Here is a 17,546-nt window from a genome sequence, read left to right as displayed (position 1 = left end):
CACCCTCTGCCTCCCTTTCGTCACCCCGGGCTTCCGCTTTCTTCGCCGCCAGCGTCCAGCCCTCAAGAAGCGGAACCACGGGGTAAGGCCGGGTGACGGGGAACGTCTTTCGCCATCCCCGCCAAACCCAACTCTCAAGGCGCCAAATCCACCCGCTCCGCATCCGGCATGATCGCATCGACCAGCAGCGACCTGTGGCAGGCCCCCGCATCCCGCTCGAAGCACAACAGCGCCACGGCCTGCTCCCCGGCCATCTCCACCAGTTGCGCCGCCTGCACCATCGCTTCGGGCAGTTCCAACTGCCCCGCGTAAATCTCCGCCAGCCGCCGGTGCTGCCCCTTGCGCGCCGCCTCCCGCCCGGCGGCGGGCGTCCCCAGCGCCTTCAACCCGACATAGCCGATCCCGGCCTCCCGCAGCCCGGCGGCGAGGATATTCTTGGAAAAGCCCGGCCGCCGCGACAGCGGCACCGCCCGCACGTCGGCCAGCATCGTGACGCCCGCCGCGCGCAGGGCGGCGATCACCTCGTCCTGCGTCGCGCCCTCATAACCGATGGTGAAGATTCGCATGCCCGACAGGATACCGTGTTCCTGCGAAGGCAGGAACCCAGTTGAAGCGGTGGGGCTGGGTTCCTGCCGTCGCAGGAACACGAAGCGGCGAAAGCTACTCGTCTCCCCCGGCCCGTTCCATCATCTCCATGAAGTCCCGCGCCGCGTCCCGGTCCGCCGGGTCCTCGAACGCCTCGTCCAGATCGGGCGCCGCCCCCAGCAGGAACATCAGCGACCACAGCGCGAACCGCCGCCGCCCGTCCGTCTCCAGCCCGAAATCCACCCGCATGCGCTCCAGCCCCGCTTCCAGGGCATCAGGCGTCAGCGCGTCCACATCCCGCACCCCGAAATAGCGGTGCAACTGATCGTCGAAATTCATGCCGCCACCGTTTCCGGCAAGCCCCAGTCGATCGCCCCGCGCCCCTTCTCCTCCAGAAAGGCGTTGGCCTGCGAAAAATGCCTGCACCCCAGAAAGCCGTTATGCGCCGAAAGGGGGGAGGGGTGCGCCGCCTTCAGCACCAGATGCCGCGTGCGGTCCACAAATTCCGCCTTGCGCTGCGCATAGCTGCCCCACAGCAGGAACACGACGGGCTCGTTCTTCTGGTTGACCAGCCGGATGATGGCGTCGGTGAACTGCTCCCAGCCGCGCTTCTGGTGCGACGCGGCCTTGCCCATCTCCACCGTCAGCACGCTGTTCAGCAGCAGCACGCCCTGCCGCGCCCAATGTTCCAGGAAACCGTGGCGCGGCGGCCGCAGGCCGAGGTCGCTCTGCAATTCCTTGTAGATATTGACCAGCGATGGCGGCGTCCGCACGCCCGGCTTCACGCTGAAGCACAGCCCATGCGCCTGCCCCTCGCCATGATAGGGGTCCTGCCCCAGCACCACCACCTTCACCTTGTCCAGCGGCGTCAGATCCAGCGCCCGGAAATATTCGCTGCCCTTGGGGAAGATGCGCTTGCCCTGACGCTTCTCCTCCTCAAGAAAGCGCTTCAGCCCCTGCATATAGGGGCTTTCGAATTCGCCGAGCAGCGGGGCGCGCCAGCTCTCGTCCAGCCTGATGGTGTCGCTCATGGCCCGGCGTGATGAACCGCCGGGCGATCCGCTGTCAACAATGCTTGGCCGGCCCCTTGCCCTTCTCCGGCGAATCGGGAAAATAGGCGGGATGCCGCGCCTTCGCACCAAGCTGATCGCCTTTCTGGGCCTGTTCCTGGCCCCGCTGCCCACTGCCGACGCCTTCGGCCCGACGCCCAATCCGGTCCAGCACAGCGCCGAATCCCGCCTGATGGCCGAATTCGCCCGTTTCGCGACGCTGACCGACGGCACCGTCGGCATCGCCGTGCGCGACCTCGGCACCGGGGAGACGCTGGCCTATAATGGCGACACGCTGTTCCCCATGGCCAGCACCTACAAGCTGGCGGTGGCGGCCAAGATCCTCTCGCTGCTGGACGCGGGCAGCCTCAGCCTCGACGAACCGCTCATGCGCCTCGGCCGCCCGCTGCCGGTGCGCACCCTGATCGACATGAGCCTGACGCTCAGCGACAATGAGGCGACCGACGCCCTCGTCGCCCGCGCCGGCGGGCCGCAGGCGGTGAACGACTGGGTCCGCGCCGCCGGGATCAAGGGGCTGCGCGTCGACAGCAACACCCGCGACCTGCTCGCCCGCGCCAAGGTGGTCGGCACGGGCTATGGCGATGAAGCGGCGCTGGAATCCGGCCTCTCCGCCGCGCAGCGCGACGCCCGCGACATGCCCAATCTGGGCTTCGCCGCCGACCCGCGCGACACCGCCACGCCGCGCGCGATGGACGACCTGCTCGCCGCGATCCGCCTGGGCAGGGTGCTGCGGCCCCAGACGACGGCGCTGATGCTATCGATCATGGAACGCTGCAAGACGGGCAAGGCCCGGCTGCGCGCCATGCTGCCGCCGGGCACGCGCATCGCGCACAAGACCGGGACGCTGAACGGCCTCGGCAACGACGCGGGCATCGTCACGCTGCCCGATGGCCGCATGTTCGTCATCTCGGTCTTCGTGATGAAGGACCATATGGGCCATGAACTGCGCGACCGCATCATGGCCGAAGCGGCGCGGGCCGCTTATGATTATTTCCTGTTCGCCCCCGATCGGCACACGGCCTGACGCATCCACCTTAACTTCCATCCCGTTTCCCGATAGGCTCGCGGACACAGGCAGGAGGGACTGGGGCAGGAGGGGATGCGATGGACGACAAGACGGCGGCGTTCCGCGACTTTTGGCCCTATTATCTCCAGGAACATGCCCATGCGGGCACGCGGGCGATGCACTATGCCGGCACCAGCCTGGTCGTGCTGCTGATCGCCGCGCTGCCGGTCGCGGGGAAATGGTGGATGATCCCGGCCATGCCGCTGGCAGGCTATGGCTTCGCCTGGATCGGCCACAGCCTGATCGAACATAACCGCCCGGCGACCTTCCGCTATCCCTTCTGGTCGCTGCGGGCCGATTTCGTGATGTGGTTCCGCTTCCTGACCGGAAGAATGGGCCGCGACCTGAAACGCGCCGGCGTCCGCCCCGACGGCAGCATAGACCCCGCCCTGCGCCGCGAACTGTAGCACCCTGCTCCCGCCTTCGCAGGAACGCCATACTCCTCCCACCACGCTTGACCCCCACCGCCGCTCTGCCAAAAGGGGGCCCGCAATGGCCCTCACAGCCCACTTCGCCCGCCTGCCCGACCTGGCGAGCCTCGCCCCCCGCTGGCAGGCGCTGGAGTCCCGCGCCGCCGCCAGCTTCTTCCTCGGCTGGGCCTGGACCGGCGCCTGGCTGGAAAGCTACGCCGTCCAGCCCGAACTGCTCGCCGTCACCGACGCGCAGGGCCGGGACGTCGCGCTCGCCCTCTTCGGTCACAGCATGCAGCCCCGCCTGCTGGGCCGCAGCGCCACCCTGTCGCTCAACCAGTCCGGCGACCCCGGCGCCGACCGGCCCTTCATCGAATATAACGGCCTGCTGGCCGCGAAGGGCTGGGAAGAGGAGGCCACGCAGGCCGCTCTCCAGGCCCTGCAAGACCGCAACGACTGGCGCACCCTGCGCCTCGATGGCATCGCCCCCGACTCGCCGCTCCTGACAATCCCCGCCCGCCGCAAGACCCGCCTCGACCGCTCCCCGGTCTATCAGGTCGACCTCGCCGCCGTCCGCGCCGCCGACTATCTGTCGCTGCTCAGTTCCAACAGTCGCGGCCAGATCCGCCGCGCCCTCAAGGACCATGATGGCACGCTCCCGGCCATCGCCAAGGCTGCCCCAGCCGACATCGAACCCTGGCTCGCCGAAATGCAGGCCCTCAACACCGGCCGCCATGCCGACAATGCCTGGGACGACCCCGCCTTCCGCCGCTTCGCCGCCGCCCTCGCAAGCCGCGACGAAAAGGTCGAACTGCTGCGCCTGACCGACAGCGGCGGAACCGTCGGCCTGCTCCTCAACTTCCTCCACGACGGCACGGCGATGAACTACCAGTCCGCCTTCGCCGCCCCCCGCGCGCCGAAGGACAAGCCCGGCCTGCTCTGCCACGCCGCCGCCGTCGCCCATTATGCGGAACGCGGCCTCGCGCTCTACTCGCTGCTCGCGGGCAAGGACCGCTACAAGCAGAGCCTCGCCACCCGCGAGGAAGCCCTGGAATGGTGGCAGGTCGACCGCTTCAGCCCCCGCCTCGAAGCCGAAGCCGCCTTGCGCAAGCTGTTCAGACGCCCAGCTTCCGCATGATGCGGTAGGCGATCCGCCGCATCCCCTGCGCCTCCGGTCTCGCACCGATCCGCCCGACCGGCAGCCCGCGCCGCCGCAGCAGCGCGTTCAGGCTGTGCAACTCGCCCTCCGCCACGCTCCGCTCCGACCGCCAGGTGACGGACAGGCTGACCGAAACGACAGGGCCATTCTCCACGAAATGCGGCGCCTTGACCGGCACATGGATCGCATCGCCCGGCAACAGCGTCACCGCCATGCCCCGCTCGCGAAACCCGTCCCGCCAGTCCAGATTGCGATGCCCGCCCGCATGGAAGGCCTCGCTCTGCACCGCAGGCACCAGTTCCTCGTCGCCCGCCGGAAAGACCGTCATCGTCTTCTCGCCCCGGATCTGGAGCAGGATATTATGCTCCGGGTCCATGTGGAACGGCGTCACGCTGCTGGGCGAGGACAGGAAGATGAACGCCTCCCGATGCAGCATCGGCCCGGTCTCCCGCTCCACCAGCGGCGCCAGTTCGGCCAGCGCCCGATCCAGCAGCGCGCCATAGGCCGCATCCCGCTCGACATTCTTCAGCACCGCCCAACTGCCGTTGGTCTCTATGGTCCGGATCGTCTCGCCCAGCGTCAGCCCGTTGGACGGCGTATCCTCCGCCCGCACGCCTAAGGGCAGCTTCCCCAGATTATACTCCACGGACTCGGCCGGCATCCGCTCCGCCAGCCCGGCCAGAGCCTCCAGCGTCAGCAGATCATGCCCCGCCAGCCCATGGCTCAACTTCGCTGCCCTGTCCGGATAAGCCGCCGCGAAGGCTGCCCGCGCCTCTTCCGGAAACACCGCCGCCTCGATGGCGCTCACCGCGTTCATATCTGCCCCTTCAACCTCTGCCCCAGCGCCTCGACGCCATTGGCCAGCGCAAAGGCGACGCTTCGCCCGGCGCCCCGCAGGGCGATGCGATATTGCGTGATCGTCCGCCGCTCGCCCCACAGGCTGTCGATCATCGGATGGTCCGCCGCCGCGCAGCTATCCATCCAGCCGATGGCGGGATCGCCCAGCACCGCCTGCAAATTGGCGATCTCGATCAGCACCCCCGGCGAAAAGCGCCCCAGCGCCTCGTCAAAGGCGATCTTGAAGGAAAAGGCCCCTTCGCCATGCCGGAAATTGACCAGCATCGCGATCGCCCGCCCATCCAGGTCCATGCGCAGGAAATGCAGCCGCCTGTTCTCGAAAGCCGCCGCGCAGGCCGCCCGGAAGAAAGCCGCATCCTCATCCCTGCAGGCCAGCGCCGATCCTTCGGCCCCCTTCCAGCCCGCGGCCTCCAGCGCCAGAAATTCCCCGCACCACGCGGCCAGCTCCGCCCCGTCGACCAGCAGCCTGCTCTCGACCGTGCCCAGTTCGGCCAGCCGCTTCTGCAGGCGCCGCAATTCCTTGCGCTTCTTGGCCCGCACATGGGTTTCCCAATAGGCGTCCGCATCCAGTTCCGACCGCAGCATCGCCCGGTCGTAGCGATGCACCTCCCGCCGCCCGCGCCGCTGCTCAACGCACAGCGCCTCCAGCGCCGCCGCATTCGCCCCCGCCGCGTCCAGCCCGCGCAGATGCAGGAAGCCCGGCGCCCAGTCCGCCCCGTCCAACTGCCCCAGCAATTCCCGCCACGCCGCCACTTCCTCGCCCCGCCGGATCAGCGGCGCGCCGAAGAAGCAATGATCGTGCATCCAGTTGGCGACGCAGCGCAGCGGCAACCGCCCATGCCGCGCCGCGACGACCACGGGCATCAGCCCGATCAGTTCCCCGTCCCGCTGCGCCTCCAGCACGCGGACCGTCGCGCCATCCGCCAGATGATCCAGCGCCGCGCACAGCATTTCGGGCATGTAGAAGGCATTGGCCTCGGCCGCCGCGTCCGCCAGCGCGGCCCAGCGCGCCGGCGCATGGGCGCGCGCGTTCGCCATTGCAGGATGGGAAGCCATGTCCATGCTCCAGGCCATATCCGGCAATGATTAGGGAAAGGCTAACCCGCGAAGGTAAACGCGGCGTGCTCCTGCGAAGGCAGGAGCCCAGTTCCCAGGGAGCGATGATGAACGAAGGGCGGGACCGGACTCCCGCCTTCGCAGGAGCACGGCAAAGCCGAATGCCCACCGCCATCCACCCCAAGCCGGCAATTTTTAGGCACTATTACGGAGCTTCCGGGGAAAGCCCTTTACATCGCCCCCCGGATTGTCTGTGAAAGACTCCGGCGCCAAGGCAAGGACAGGAAACCGCAGCCCATGACAATCCTCGTGACCGGCGCGGCCGGCTTCATCGGCATGGCCGTCGCGGACCGTCTTCTGTCCGAAGGCCGGGCCGTCTTCGGCATCGACAATATGAACGACTATTATCCCGTCTCGCTGAAACGCGACCGGATCGCCGCCCTGCATCAGCGCCATGGCGGCCTGTTCACCTTCGCCGAACTGGACTTCGCCGACATGGACGCGCTCCAGGCCGCGCTGCACGACCATCCGGTCGACGCCATCATCCATCTGGGCGCGCAGGCGGGCGTGCGCTATTCGCTGATCAACCCGCACGCCTATGTCCGCTCCAACCTCGCCGGCCATGTCAACATGCTGGAAGTGGCGCGGGAAAGGCGGGTGCGGCACCTGGTCTACGCCTCATCCTCCTCGGTCTATGGCGGCAACGACACGCTGCCCTTCCGGGTCGAGGACCGCGCCGACCACCCCGTCTCGCTCTACGCCGCAACGAAACGCGCCGACGAACTGATGAGCGAAACCTACGCCCATCTCTTCCGCATCCCGATGACCGGCCTGCGCTTCTTCACCGTCTATGGCCCCTGGGGCCGTCCGGACATGGCGATGTGGATCTTCACCTCGAAAATCCTGTCGGGCCAGCCCATCCCCGTCTTCAACCACGGCCGGATGCAGCGCGACTTCACCTATATCGACGACATCGTCAGCGGCGTGATCGGCTGCCTCGACCACGCGCCGGAGGATGACGGCGCGGCCAAGGCGGGCGGCAGCCGCTCGCCCCACCGGCTCTACAATATCGGCAACAACCGGCCGGAGGAATTGATGCACCTCATCTCCGTTCTGGAGGAAGCCTGCGGCCGCAAGGCGGAGATCGACTTCCAGCCGATGCAGCCGGGCGACGTGCCGGCCACCTTCGCCGACATCAGCGCCATCGCGCAGGACATCGGCTTCGCCCCGACCACGGGCATCGAAGTGGGCGTCCCCCGCTTCGTCGACTGGTATCGCGCCTATCACGATTAGGCAGGGACGAATTCAAGCGTCGCCGAACCGAGCGGTTTTGGGTGGAGAGCGGACCTTCCCCTATTCGTCACCCCTCTCCCCTATTCGTCACCCCGGACTTGATCCGGGGTCCCGCTGCCTTGGGCTGGGCGCGGACTCAGAAAGAAAGCGGGACCCCGGATCAAGTCCGGGGTGACGGTAAATGATGTCCGCAATTGGCCATCTCCCGCCATTCCCGAATTACCCCCCCGCCTTGCTCATGGCGCGATGCAGCAAAAGCACGCCACAACCACTCCTCCCGCAAAAGGTTCCGCCATCCGCCGATAAAATTATGCGCTTCATCGCATTTTCATCCATTGTGGCGTTAATGGCGCGGAAATCATCATTCGCGCTTGCGAAATCGATTGCCAATATTAGGGGAAGACGCTTATCCCCGACAGCCGGGTGCCGGTCGCTTCGATCGGTCGGGTCGCGGAACGAAGTAAGGGCGGAACACCTGGGGCGGTGGATCGTCGCCGCTGTCGTCAGTCGGAAAAAGCCGGCGGCGATGGTGGAAAAAAGGGCTTACGCGTGTCGACAGTAACGAAGATCGTGCCATTCGGCTCAGGCGGGCGCATCGCGGAAACCGCGCGCCGGACATTATCCATCGCGGCCGAGGGGCTGAACGCCCTTGAAAACCAGTTCAGCGACCGTGAATTTTCCGCCAATTTCCTGCGGCTGGTCGGCGTCATCATGAATGTGCGCGGCCGCCTGATCGTCACCGGCATGGGCAAGAGCGGCATCATCGCGCGCAAGATGACGGCGACGCTCACCTCCACCGGCACGCCCGCCATCTTCCTGCATCCCGCCGACGCGGGCCATGGCGACCTGGGCATGATCACGCCGGACGACGTCGTGCTGATGCTGTCCCATTCGGGCGAGTCCAACGAACTCGGCCCGATCATCCAATATTGCAAGCGCTTCGCCATCCCCCTGCTGGGCATGACGGCGCGCCCGCACAGCACGGTCGCCGCATCGTCCGACATCTGCATCCTGATGCCCGACGTGAAGGAGGCGTGCCCCAATTCGCTGGCGCCCACCACCTCCACCACGATCCAGATGGCGTTCGGGGACGCGCTCGCCATCGCGCTCATGGAAATGCGCGGCTTTTCGGCGGACGACTTCCATAAATTCCACCCCAATGGCCGGCTCGGCGCGCAACTCGTCAAGGTGCGCGAACTCATGGCCTCGGGCGGCGACGTGCCGCGGGTGGAGGAGGACGCCTCCCTGCTCGACGCCACCATCGAAATGACCCGCGCCCGGCTCGGCGGCACGGCGGTGGTGAACGGCAAGGGCGAACTGATCGGCGCCTTCACCGACGGCGACCTGCGCCGCACCGTCACCGGCACCCGCCACATGAACGAGCCGGTCGGCCGCTACATGACCGTCCAGCCCGTGTCGGTCAGCCCCGAGGAACTGGCTTCCGAAGCGCTCCGCCTGATGCACGACCATAATATCACGCTCCTCTTCGTCTGCGAAAAGGACAGGCTGGTCGGCGCCATCCACATGCACGACCTGCTCCATGCGGGCGTCGCCTGAGCGCCATTCGCGCCAGGGACGACCGCGCTCCTGCGAAGGCAGGAGCCTGGGCAAAGCGGGCAAATGCGGGGTTAGCCGGCCTGATCGATTTGGGTGGAGAGCGGACCTTCCTCCTATTCGTCGCCCCGGGCTTGACCCGGGGTCCCGCTGCCTTGGTCGAGGCGCGCACTCAGAAAGAAAGCGGAACCCCGGATCAAGCCTATCCTGAGCTTGTCGAAGGGTCCGGGGCGACGAAATGGGGACCGTCCGCTCTCCACTCAAATCACCCGGTCCGGTCCCGCCCCCTGACGGCCTTTCCACACATGCCCCTGCATGCGGCCCCTCAACGGCATTCCTCCTGAAATGAACCCATCCACCCTCATCGTCATCCCCGCCCGCGCCGGCTCCTCCCGCCTGCCGCGCAAGCCGCTGCGCCTGATCGCCGGCCGCACGCTGCTGCACCGGACCATCGCCATGGCCCGCGCCGCCACGGCCGGCCTCTCCGACATCCAACTGCTCGTCGCCACCGATGACGAGGAAATCGCCGCCCACGCCCGCGCCGCGGGCTGCGATGCGGCCATGACGGAAAGCGCCATCGCCACCGGCTCCGGCCGCGCCCTCGCCGCCGCGCGCCAGTGGGGGACCGAACCCCGCTTCATCGTCAACCTCCAGGGCGACAGCCCCTTCCAGCCCCAGGGCGCCCTGCGCGCCGTCATCGCCGCGCTGGAGGCGGGGGCGCAGGTCGCCACTCCCGTCATCGCGCTCGACTGGCCCACGCTCGACGCCCTGCGCGACCACAAGACGCGCTCGCCCTTCAGCGGCACCACCTGCGCCCGCGCCCCCGACGGCCGCGCCCTCTGGTTCTCGAAGACCATCATCCCCGCCATCCGCGACGAGGACGCCCTGCGCCAGAGCCAGCCGCTCTCCCCGGTCTGGCGCCATGTCGGCCTCTACGGCTACACGCTCGACGCCCTGACGCGCTTCGAAGCAACGCCCCCCACGGCCCTCGAAACCCTCGAAGGCCTGGAACAGCTCCGCCTGCTCGAACTCGGCATCCCCATCACCACCGTCCCGGTCCCGCCGCCCGTCTTCGACAGTTCCGGCATCGACACTGAGGCCGACATAGCCCGCGTCGAAGCCCTCATCGCCGCCCACGGCGACCCCACGCCCTGATCCTCCGCCCGTTTCGAGCGAAGTCGAGAAACAGCCCATGCGCCGCATCTTCATCATCCGCCACGGCAACACCTTCGAAAGCAGCGCCGACGCCCGCCGCATCGGCGCCCGCACGGACCTCCCGCTGGTGGAAAGCGGCCACGCCCAGGCCGAGCGCCTCGGCGCCTGGTTCGCCGCGCAGAACCTGCCCATCCGCCGCCTGCACAGCGGCCCGCTGCTCCGCGCCCGCCAGACCGCCGCCGCCATCGCCGCCGCCACCGGCCACCCGCTCGACGGCCCGCTCCCCTGGCTCGACGAGATCGACCACGGCCCCGACGAGGGTCAACCCGAAGCGCAAGTCCTGGCCCGCCTCGGCCCTGAAGCCCTCTCCGCCTGGGATGAACGGGGCATCCCGCCCCAGGACTGGAAGGTCGACGCCCCATCCCGCATCGCCGCCTGGAAAGACTGGTTCGCTCGGAAAGGGGAGGGCGCCGATCTCCTGGTCACCAGCAACGGCGCGGCCCGCTTCGCGCTCCTGGCGCTGGGCCTGCCGCTCGCCAACCTCAAGCTCAGCACCGGCGCCTTCGGCGAACTGGCGATCGAGGAAGGGGCCGGCGTCCATCTCATCCGCTGGGACGAACGGCCCTAACCACGCCGAACGCCCCGAAGCGGCAGCTAAAGGGTAGAGAGCGGACCTTTCCCCTATTCGTCACCCCGGACTTGATCCGGGGTCCCGCTTTTCTTGTAAACCAGCGCCCAGCTCAAGACAGCGGGACCCCGGATCAAGTCCGGGGTGACGGAGGATTAAACCCCCCGAACCCCAGCTCAATCCTTCCGCTGCGGCACCGTGAACGTCCCCGACACGCGCCCGCCGGCCCCGCTCGAAACCCCCGGACCACCCCCGCCAGCAGCGCGCCCGTCCACGGTCGAGCGCCCGCTGGTCAGGTCGATCACCAGCCGCCCCCCGGTCAGCCGGTTCGCCCCCTGCGTCAGCGAAACATTCCCCAACATGGTGATCAACCGGCTGTTGAGGTCATAAATCGCGACATTGCCCTTGGCCGTCTGGTCCGCCTTGCGCACCACGACATTGCCGGACGCGTCGATCCGGTCGATCTCCACGCCGCCCGGCCCGGTCCCGCCCCCCGGCTGGTTGCGGTAGGCCACCGTCATCCGCGCCGCGTTCAGCGTCATGCCCGCCTGCGTCACCTCGACATTGCCGGACACCACGACGCGGTCGGCGCGGTCCTGCACCTCGATCCTGTCGGCGGTGAAGTTGACCGGCGCATTGCTGTCATGGTTCTTCAGCACCTGCGCGTCCGCCCCCGCGAAAAGGAGGCCCGCCGCACCCAGCGACAGCAAAAGAAGGGGCTTTCTCATCACCTTTGCCCTTTGAGACCATTTTGTTCGATACGCAAGCTCGCCCGCCCGTTCAGCGTCACGGTCCGGGCGCTCAGGTCGGCCTCCAGATGGTCGCCGCTGAACGTCCCGATGGGTATCCGCCCGTCGACCCGCCCGGCGCTCTGCATCCGCCGCGTCTTGAGGTCCACGCCCACGTCCCGCGTGGTCAGCCGGTATCCGCCCTCCGACTGGAACTGCACCGGCCCGTCGATGGCGACCCGCTCGGTATCCATGTCGTACCGCCCCTTCTGCGCCCGCAGCAGCGCCTGCCCGTCGGACAGCAGGATCCGCGCCGACATGTCGTTGAGGTCGACGATCGGCTCCCGCGAACTCTTCTGCACCGCCGATCCCGCCCGCAGGGAAAAGGGCTGCCCCTTGCTGTCCTCCCCGCGATAGAGCGCCTCGGTCACGCGCATCCGTTCCTTCGCCACCTCGACCTTGTTCTTGTCCAGCACGAAGCTCACCTTGTCGCCCCCGGTGAAGGGCGCCGTCGCCAGCAAGGCCGCCAGCACGCCCACCGACACCGGCAACCAGTTCTTCAGCAGCCCGACCAGCCGGTCATGGCTTCCCCCCGGCCGCGCCCAGTGACGGCGCACGTCGCGTTGCTGATCGGCCTGTATCGACATGGGTTCAGCCCTTCACATATGCGCGAAGATGTCGATCTCCGGCCATCCCGCCAGGTCCAGCTCCGCCCGGTGCGGCAGGAAATCGAAACAGGCCTGCGCCAGTTCCATCCGCCCCTCGCGCGCCAGCCGCTTGTCCAGTTCCGCCTTCAACGCATGCAGGTATCGCACGTCCGACGCCGCATATTCCTTCTGCGCGTCCGACAGCACCGGCCCGCCCCAGTCGCTCGACTGCTGCACCTTGGACAATTCCTGCCCCAGCAATTCGCGCACCAGTTCTTTCAGGCCATGCCGGTCGGTATAGGTCCGCACCAGCCGCGAAGCGATCTTCGTGCAATAGACCGGGGCGGCCACGACGCCCAGATAATGGCGGATCGCCGCGATGTCGAACCGCCCGAAATGATAGAGCTTCAACCGCGCCGGATCGGCCAGCGCGGCGCGCAGGTTGGGCGCGGCATAGTCGCTCCCCGGATTGAAGCGCACCAGATGCTCGTCCCCCTGGCCGTCGCTGATCTGCACGACGCACAGGCGGTCGCGGGGCGTGATCAGCCCCATGGTTTCGGTGTCGACGGCGATCGGGCCGGGGGCAAGGACGCCCAGGGGCAGATCCTCTTCATGGAAATGGACGGTCATGATTCCCCTCTATGGCCAAAGCCGCCGGTTCGCAATCGCCCCTTGGCGACCGGGAACGAAAGGCGACCATTCCGTCCCAAAGTCGCCATTTTCACGCCCTTTACCCGCCTTAAAAATCATTCGCCTGTCCCGCAAAAGTTGATATAGTGATTCCCAAACCGCGCGTGAGCGGTGGATTCTGCATGTCATTCGCCCGACATGCTTGTCTGGTTTAGTCTGGGGCGAAGCGAAAGTGACCAACAGGGCATGAGTTTTGATAGAGGTCGCCGCGGCGGGCGCGGCAAGGACAAGCGCGACAGTTTCGGCGACGATAGTTTCTATGAAGGCGGCCGTGGCGGCTTCGGCGGTGGGTTCGACCGCGGCGGTTTCGGTGGTGATCGTGGTGGCTTCGGCGGCGGCGACCGCTTCGGTGGCGGCGGCGGCGGCTTCGGCGGCGACCGTGGCGGTTTCGGCGGCGGCGGTGGTGGCGGCTTCGGCGGCGGTCGCAGCGGCGGCGGTTTTGGCGGCGGTGGCCGCGGCATGCCCGCCCAGGTCGTGGGTGAAGGCACCGGCGTCGTCAAGTTCTTCAACGGCCAAAAGGGTTTCGGCTTCATCGTCCGCGACGATGGCGGCGAAGACGTGTTCGTCCACATCAGCGCGGTCGAGCAGGCGGGCCTGACGGGCCTCGCCGAAGGCCAGCCGCTCGGCTTCACCCTGGTGGATCGCGGCGGCAAGGTGTCGGCGACCGATCTCAAGATCGAGGGCGAACCGCTCCCCGTCACCGAACGCGCCCCTCGCGAGCCCCGCGCCGGCGGCTTCGGCGATCGTCCGGGCGGCGGCGACCGCGGCCCGCAGCGCCAGCTTACCGGCGAACGCGCCAGCGGCACGGTCAAGTTCTTCAACGCGATGAAGGGCTTTGGCTTCATCCAGCGCGACGACGGCCAGCCCGACGCGTTCGTGCACATCAGCGCCGTCGAACGCGCCGGCATGAGCGCTCTGAATGAAGGTGATCGTCTCGACTTCGAACTCGAAGTCGACCGCCGCGGCAAATATGCGGCCGTCAACCTTCAGACGAAGGCCGACTAAAGAACAGCCTGCCCGCTTTAGGGAGAGGATAGAAGGGGTCGCCTGCCCGGCGGCCCCTTTTTTTTAGAATACTAAATTAAAAATTGATCTACTTGCTAGTCACCGCAATGTGAAGCTATGGTTAGATGATTATTTCTAAATAAATTGAGAAGAGGCGGTTAAAATCATATCGTCTTGAAGGGAATGTATTGAATGACGCATCGCGTACTGCTGTTTAACCATAAAGGTGGTGTAGGGAAGACTACGTCAGCATATAATATTGGTTGGAAGCTGACCGAGAATGGTCATCGAGTTCTTCTTGTTGATGGCGATTCTCAGGTAAATTTAACCGCTCGTACTCTGGGTGATAAGTTTGATGATTATTATACGGAAAGTAGCAATACCCGCTTCAATAATATTTATGATGCTGTTCGGCCAGTTTTTGAAGGTAGACCTTCGCCCATAGAAGCGTTCGAGTGCCCTGAGGCGGACGGAAATGAAAATCTTTTTTTGCTTCCGGGCCATCCCGATCTTTCTGCACTGGAAGGGCAAATAAGTCTCGCACAGGAAACTAGAGGCACCCTCTCAGTTACAAAAAATATTCCTGGTGCCTTACACCGATTGATCTCTCTACTCGAAGAACGGCACCAAGCTGATTATAGCATTATTGATATCAATCCCGGGCTAGGAGCGCTCAACCAAAACTTTTTCATGATCTGTGATGCGTTCATTGTTCCAACAAATCCTGATCCTTTCTCCCTCATGTCTTTGAAGACTCTTGGCCTGGAGATTGAAAGGTGGGTGTCTTGGAAAGAGCAATTTGGGCCAGCCTTTGCTGATGCGACTTATCCTCTTCCTGCCGGTTGGGCTAAGTTCATTGGGGCAATTCACTCGAGATTTAACCGGCACCGGAGTAAGGCGGCCGGCAGGTATCACGAGCGGATCACCCAGATTGACGACCGAATTGAAAACGAATTCGTTCCTCGTCTCGAGTTGGCCAACAGTTTATTTAATCGAGCTGCTTATAAAGAAGCGGCTAAAGTTGTTCTTCCTGAAGATGCTCGTGATCCCGATAAGAAACGGTTATATGCTCTGGCGCGCATTCCTGATTTCGCGCAGGCAAGCCACATCGCATCAGAATTGGGGAAACCTGTTTTCCGGATAGATGATGAGGATTTTCATGATTTGGATCTTCGGGGAAATGTTAAAAAGAGTGTCAAGAAAAACGTAGAGATATTTGATCAAATATTTTCAGCAATAGTTGAAAAAATTGATATAATTGTAAACTATGAGTGAGGCTATAAGAAAGTTTAGGGCTCACATAGTGGAAAGTGATGAGTGCCTATCTAATTTTGATAATACCAAGCATGACTTTGCATTGCGGTACATTTGGATAGTTGGTATATCTTCTTTCGATCTTTTCTTGACTGAGCTTGTTTCAGAGGCGGGTCTTCGTTTAATAGATAAAAATCCTGATGCTTTGCCTGTAAATTTGCAACAAGTTCAAGTTCCTATGGTGAACGTTCTTGACATACATTTATTGAGCCCGCCTGAGAGACTCTTGTTTTTCAGAGAGAGAATATTTGCCTCTATTCAATTTAAATCATTCTATAGGCCAGAGAAAGTATCTGAAGCACTTAGTTATATTTGGAGTTGTCCACCTAAGGAAAAGTGGAGCCGTATCACCGCAAGGATGAGAGCTACTGGCCACCATGGTGAAAAAACAGAACAAGATATACGTGATGAATTGACTTTGATCGGCGATAGGCGGGATTTGATAGCTCACTCTGCTGATACTCCTCCGGGGCGCGACTTCGCTAACCCCGTGTCTAGGGAGGATGCTGCTCGGGTGGCTGAGTTTGTCTGCGATTTGGCTGAAGCGATTGACGCGGAAACAGAAGCGCAGCTTGACTAGGGTTTACTCTAAACCCGCCGAAACGGAAACGGCGCCACCGTCCGCTCATAGCCATGCAGATCCAGCGCCCGCGTCACCGGCGGCAGGGCGCGATCCGGACAGCCCCGCCGCTCGCACAAATGACATGTCGGCCCCACCCCGGTCGCCGCGCCCTTCTCCAGATCGATCCCGTCGGCATGCACGATCCGCGCTCCATGCTTCGCCTCGCAGCCCAGCGCGATCACCGACCGCCCCCGCGCTCCGCCTTCCCTCGGCAATCCCACGGTCAGGCTGACGAAGCGCCGCCCGTCCATCGTCTCGATCAGTTGCGCGGCCACCGCATCGGGCGCCTGCTCCTCATGCGCGTCCCAGCGCGGGCAGGTGCCTCCCAGCCGCGCAAAGGGCCACGCCTCCCCGTCGAAGCGCTTGGACACGATGCCCGCCCGGTCCACCTTCGCCATGAAGAAGGGCACGCCCCGCGCCCCCGTCCGCCCCAGGCTGGTCAGCCGGTGCGCCAGTTGCTCCATCGACACGCCGAAGCGCGCCCGCAGCAGCGGCAGGTCGTGCCGGCTCTGCTCCGCCGCCTTGGCGAAACGGTCATAGGGCATGATCAGCGCCGCCGCCGCATAGTTGGTGAGCGCGATTCCCGCCAGGCGGCGGCTGTCCTCGTCCGGCGGCCCCGCCCGCGCCACCTGCGCGGCGATGGCGTCCGCCAGTTCCTGCGCGCAAAGCTGATAGGCCACCGCGAACAGCCGCCCCGAAGAGGCCAGCCGCTCGCTCAGCAACAGCCGCCGCCGATGCATGTCATAATGGCGCAGCGTTCCCGCCAGCACATCCTCCCGCACGATCTGCACGGTCATGCCATGCCGCTCCTTCAGCCGCGCCCGGATGCCCGCCTGCAAGGCGGAAGGATCATCGCCCAGTTCCCCCGCCAGCGACTCCGCCGCCGCATCCAGTTCCGCGAAATGATTGCCCGCTTTCGCCATGGTCTCGCGCAACCAGTCGAGCGGCGCATGCAGCGGCGCCACGCTCCCCGGCGCCCCCGACAATCCTGACGCAACCTGCTCCGGCAGGCGCCGCAAATCGCTGAGCGCTCGGTAAAATCGCCCGATCGCCTCGCTCACCCCCGGATAATTTTCCGCGACCTCCAGCACTTCGTCGCGGGCGATGCCGATGTCGCGCACCAGCGCGTCGGACAATATCTCGCTGAGCGCGCTGGCGGCCCCTTCCTGCGTGCTGGCGACGAAATCGCGAATGTCGATGTCATAGACATTGGCCAGCCGCAGCAGCATCTGCGCCGTCAACGGCCGCTGGTTGCGCTCCAGATGGTTGAGGTAGCTGGGCGACACCCCCAATTCCTCCGCCATCCGCGTCTGGTTGAGGCCCAATTCCCGCCGCAACACCCGCAGCTTCGGCCCCAGATAGAGTTTCCGATCGTCCGCCATACTGTCACTATGTCAAAAAATGACATTATGAACAAGTCACCGCATGACACCGCCTCACTAATCGGCCTTCATTGACCGACTCGTTCATGGTTTGATGCGTCATCCCAACGGAAAGGAAGACCCATGGAAACGACCGAAGCACCCCAGCCCGCCCGCTCCCGCGCGGTTTTCTCCCAGGAGGATTTCGGCCTGATCCGAACCGCCATCGCCCACTATCTGCGCGAGGTTCAGGACAAGCCGGAATCTGTCAAATACGCCAATCTCTACCACCGCCTCGGCCGGGTGAGCTGAGCGTTTCAGGGTTAAGGAGAGGGAAGGGCGCGG

The 17,546-nt window shown here is 65.0% G+C and carries 20 protein-coding genes; 11 read left to right on the top strand and 9 right to left on the bottom strand.

Features of this window, described 5'->3' with window-relative positions:
• Positions 1-134 precede the first annotated feature (134 nt).
• The 3 genes from Sj15T_RS12040 to ung all read right to left on the bottom strand — a co-directional run bounded on the left by Sj15T_RS12040 (position 135) and on the right by ung (position 1,616).
• Positions 135-566 (bottom strand): DUF488 domain-containing protein, encoded by a 432-nt coding sequence (locus Sj15T_RS12040; protein WP_041386103.1) that lies wholly within the window; start codon positions 564-566, stop codon positions 135-137.
• A 94-nt stretch (positions 567-660) separates the two neighbouring features.
• Positions 661-924, bottom strand: coding sequence for a hypothetical protein (locus Sj15T_RS12035; protein ID WP_013041237.1), 264 nt, complete (start codon positions 922-924; stop codon positions 661-663).
• Positions 921-1,616, bottom strand: a complete 696-nt coding sequence (gene ung, locus Sj15T_RS12030) for a uracil-DNA glycosylase (protein WP_007682287.1) — start codon at positions 1,614-1,616, stop codon at positions 921-923. Before ung ends, Sj15T_RS12035 begins: the two co-directional genes overlap by 4 nt.
• 91 nt (positions 1,617-1,707) lie before the next feature.
• Here ung and Sj15T_RS12025 point away from each other — a divergent pair, with 91 nt between their 5' ends.
• The 3 genes from Sj15T_RS12025 to Sj15T_RS12015 all read left to right on the top strand — a co-directional run bounded on the left by Sj15T_RS12025 (position 1,708) and on the right by Sj15T_RS12015 (position 4,269).
• Positions 1,708-2,679, top strand: coding sequence for a serine hydrolase (locus Sj15T_RS12025; protein WP_007682285.1), 972 nt, complete (start codon positions 1,708-1,710; stop codon positions 2,677-2,679).
• Positions 2,680-2,759: 80 nt separating this feature from the next.
• Complete coding sequence (locus tag Sj15T_RS12020) at positions 2,760-3,128, top strand: DUF962 domain-containing protein (protein ID WP_007682283.1); 369 nt, start codon at positions 2,760-2,762, stop codon at positions 3,126-3,128.
• An 85-nt stretch (positions 3,129-3,213) separates the two neighbouring features.
• Entirely contained in the window at positions 3,214-4,269 is a 1,056-nt protein-coding gene (locus Sj15T_RS12015) for a GNAT family N-acetyltransferase (protein WP_013041236.1), read from the top strand.
• Here Sj15T_RS12015 and Sj15T_RS12010 read toward each other — a convergent pair.
• Both Sj15T_RS12010 and Sj15T_RS12005 read right to left on the bottom strand, forming a co-directional pair.
• Positions 4,247-5,107: a cupin-like domain-containing protein gene (locus Sj15T_RS12010; RefSeq protein ID WP_013041235.1), complete on the bottom strand. Its 861-nt coding sequence runs from the start codon at positions 5,105-5,107 to the stop codon at positions 4,247-4,249. The genes Sj15T_RS12015 and Sj15T_RS12010 overlap by 23 nt on opposite strands.
• Entirely contained in the window at positions 5,104-6,210 is a 1,107-nt protein-coding gene (locus Sj15T_RS12005; RefSeq protein ID WP_013041234.1) for a GNAT family N-acetyltransferase, read from the bottom strand. The genes Sj15T_RS12010 and Sj15T_RS12005 overlap by 4 nt, the downstream gene beginning before the upstream one ends.
• A 291-nt stretch (positions 6,211-6,501) precedes the next feature.
• On the opposite strand from Sj15T_RS12005, the gene Sj15T_RS12000 reads away from it, so the two are divergent.
• The 4 genes from Sj15T_RS12000 (at position 6,502) to Sj15T_RS11985 (ending at position 10,834) form a co-directional block, all read left to right on the top strand.
• Complete coding sequence (locus tag Sj15T_RS12000; protein WP_007682537.1) at positions 6,502-7,497, top strand: NAD-dependent epimerase/dehydratase family protein; 996 nt, start codon at positions 6,502-6,504, stop codon at positions 7,495-7,497.
• A gap of 549 nt (positions 7,498-8,046) precedes the next feature.
• Complete coding sequence (locus Sj15T_RS11995; RefSeq protein WP_013041232.1) at positions 8,047-9,054, top strand: KpsF/GutQ family sugar-phosphate isomerase; 1,008 nt, start codon at positions 8,047-8,049, stop codon at positions 9,052-9,054.
• 342 nt (positions 9,055-9,396) lie between these two features.
• Positions 9,397-10,206, top strand: a complete 810-nt coding sequence (gene kdsB, locus Sj15T_RS11990; protein WP_041386101.1) for a 3-deoxy-manno-octulosonate cytidylyltransferase — start codon at positions 9,397-9,399, stop codon at positions 10,204-10,206.
• A 37-nt stretch (positions 10,207-10,243) separates the two neighbouring features.
• Positions 10,244-10,834: a histidine phosphatase family protein gene (locus tag Sj15T_RS11985; protein WP_013041230.1), complete on the top strand. Its 591-nt coding sequence runs from the start codon at positions 10,244-10,246 to the stop codon at positions 10,832-10,834.
• A 176-nt stretch (positions 10,835-11,010) separates the two neighbouring features.
• Here Sj15T_RS11985 and Sj15T_RS11980 read toward each other — a convergent pair whose 3' ends face one another.
• Genes Sj15T_RS11980 through Sj15T_RS11970 form a run of 3 tightly spaced genes read right to left on the bottom strand, consistent with a single transcriptional unit; the run spans position 11,011 to position 12,839 of the window.
• Positions 11,011-11,562 carry an LptA/OstA family protein gene (locus tag Sj15T_RS11980; protein ID WP_007682541.1) on the bottom strand — a complete coding sequence of 184 codons (552 nt, stop codon included), beginning with the start codon at positions 11,560-11,562 and terminating at the stop codon, positions 11,011-11,013.
• Positions 11,562-12,209, bottom strand: a complete 648-nt coding sequence (locus tag Sj15T_RS11975) for a hypothetical protein (protein WP_007682542.1) — start codon at positions 12,207-12,209, stop codon at positions 11,562-11,564. Before Sj15T_RS11975 ends, Sj15T_RS11980 begins: the two co-directional genes overlap by 1 nt.
• 12 nt (positions 12,210-12,221) lie before the next feature.
• Positions 12,222-12,839 (bottom strand): ribonuclease D, encoded by a 618-nt coding sequence (locus Sj15T_RS11970; RefSeq protein ID WP_013041229.1) that lies wholly within the window; start codon positions 12,837-12,839, stop codon positions 12,222-12,224.
• A gap of 246 nt (positions 12,840-13,085) precedes the next feature.
• Between Sj15T_RS11970 and Sj15T_RS11965 the strand changes: the two genes are divergently transcribed.
• The 3 genes from Sj15T_RS11965 to Sj15T_RS11955 all read left to right on the top strand — a co-directional run bounded on the left by Sj15T_RS11965 (position 13,086) and on the right by Sj15T_RS11955 (position 15,798).
• Positions 13,086-13,904, top strand: coding sequence for a cold-shock protein (locus Sj15T_RS11965; protein ID WP_013041227.1), 819 nt, complete (start codon positions 13,086-13,088; stop codon positions 13,902-13,904).
• 192 nt (positions 13,905-14,096) lie between these two features.
• Entirely contained in the window at positions 14,097-15,179 is a 1,083-nt protein-coding gene (locus Sj15T_RS11960; RefSeq protein WP_013041226.1) for an AAA family ATPase, read from the top strand.
• A 28-nt stretch (positions 15,180-15,207) separates the two neighbouring features.
• Complete coding sequence (locus Sj15T_RS11955) at positions 15,208-15,798, top strand: hypothetical protein (RefSeq protein ID WP_013041225.1); 591 nt, start codon at positions 15,208-15,210, stop codon at positions 15,796-15,798.
• Between the two features lie 8 nt (positions 15,799-15,806).
• Here Sj15T_RS11955 and Sj15T_RS11950 read toward each other — a convergent pair whose 3' ends face one another.
• A complete protein-coding gene (locus tag Sj15T_RS11950) occupies positions 15,807-17,222 on the bottom strand; it encodes an XRE family transcriptional regulator (RefSeq protein ID WP_013041224.1) in 1,416 nt (471 codons plus the stop codon).
• A 123-nt stretch (positions 17,223-17,345) separates the two neighbouring features.
• Here Sj15T_RS11950 and Sj15T_RS11945 point away from each other — a divergent pair, with 123 nt between their 5' ends.
• The gene (locus Sj15T_RS11945) at positions 17,346-17,513 is read left to right on the top strand and encodes a hypothetical protein (protein ID WP_007682549.1); all 168 of its coding nucleotides are present in this window, start codon (positions 17,346-17,348) and stop codon (positions 17,511-17,513) included.
• Positions 17,514-17,546: the final 33 nt, after the last annotated feature.

Origin of the sequence: Sphingobium sp. TA15, from assembly GCF_037101235.1 — a bacterium.
Classification (GTDB): Bacteria; Pseudomonadota; Alphaproteobacteria; order Sphingomonadales; family Sphingomonadaceae; genus Sphingobium; species Sphingobium indicum.
The sequence above is the reverse complement of the archived record's forward strand: the minus strand, read 5'-3'. Positions and strand labels throughout refer to the sequence as shown.

Excerpts from the sequence above, each read along its gene's own strand:
- Sj15T_RS11985 (WP_013041230.1), top strand. The coding sequence starts at position 10,244 with ATGCGCCGCATCTTCATCATCCGCCACGGCAACACCTTCGAAAGCAGC.
- Sj15T_RS11975 (WP_007682542.1), bottom strand. The coding sequence starts at position 12,209 with ATGTCGATACAGGCCGATCAGCAACGCGACGTGCGCCGTCACTGGGCG.
- Sj15T_RS12020 (WP_007682283.1), top strand. The coding sequence starts at position 2,760 with ATGGACGACAAGACGGCGGCGTTCCGCGACTTTTGGCCCTATTATCTC.
- Sj15T_RS11965 (WP_013041227.1), top strand. The coding sequence starts at position 13,086 with ATGAGTTTTGATAGAGGTCGCCGCGGCGGGCGCGGCAAGGACAAGCGC.
- Sj15T_RS11950 (WP_013041224.1), bottom strand. The coding sequence starts at position 17,222 with ATGGCGGACGATCGGAAACTCTATCTGGGGCCGAAGCTGCGGGTGTTG.
- Sj15T_RS11945 (WP_007682549.1), top strand. The coding sequence starts at position 17,346 with ATGGAAACGACCGAAGCACCCCAGCCCGCCCGCTCCCGCGCGGTTTTC.
- Sj15T_RS12035 (WP_013041237.1), bottom strand. The coding sequence starts at position 924 with ATGAATTTCGACGATCAGTTGCACCGCTATTTCGGGGTGCGGGATGTG.
- ung (WP_007682287.1), bottom strand. The coding sequence starts at position 1,616 with ATGAGCGACACCATCAGGCTGGACGAGAGCTGGCGCGCCCCGCTGCTC.
- Sj15T_RS12000 (WP_007682537.1), top strand. The coding sequence starts at position 6,502 with ATGACAATCCTCGTGACCGGCGCGGCCGGCTTCATCGGCATGGCCGTC.
- Sj15T_RS11970 (WP_013041229.1), bottom strand. The coding sequence starts at position 12,839 with ATGACCGTCCATTTCCATGAAGAGGATCTGCCCCTGGGCGTCCTTGCC.
- Sj15T_RS12005 (WP_013041234.1), bottom strand. The coding sequence starts at position 6,210 with ATGGACATGGCTTCCCATCCTGCAATGGCGAACGCGCGCGCCCATGCG.
- Sj15T_RS11960 (WP_013041226.1), top strand. The coding sequence starts at position 14,097 with ATGACGCATCGCGTACTGCTGTTTAACCATAAAGGTGGTGTAGGGAAG.
- Sj15T_RS12040 (WP_041386103.1), bottom strand. The coding sequence starts at position 566 with ATGCGAATCTTCACCATCGGTTATGAGGGCGCGACGCAGGACGAGGTG.
- Sj15T_RS12015 (WP_013041236.1), top strand. The coding sequence starts at position 3,214 with ATGGCCCTCACAGCCCACTTCGCCCGCCTGCCCGACCTGGCGAGCCTC.
- Sj15T_RS11980 (WP_007682541.1), bottom strand. The coding sequence starts at position 11,562 with ATGAGAAAGCCCCTTCTTTTGCTGTCGCTGGGTGCGGCGGGCCTCCTT.
- Sj15T_RS12010 (WP_013041235.1), bottom strand. The coding sequence starts at position 5,107 with ATGAACGCGGTGAGCGCCATCGAGGCGGCGGTGTTTCCGGAAGAGGCG.
- kdsB (WP_041386101.1), top strand. The coding sequence starts at position 9,397 with ATGAACCCATCCACCCTCATCGTCATCCCCGCCCGCGCCGGCTCCTCC.
- Sj15T_RS12025 (WP_007682285.1), top strand. The coding sequence starts at position 1,708 with ATGCCGCGCCTTCGCACCAAGCTGATCGCCTTTCTGGGCCTGTTCCTG.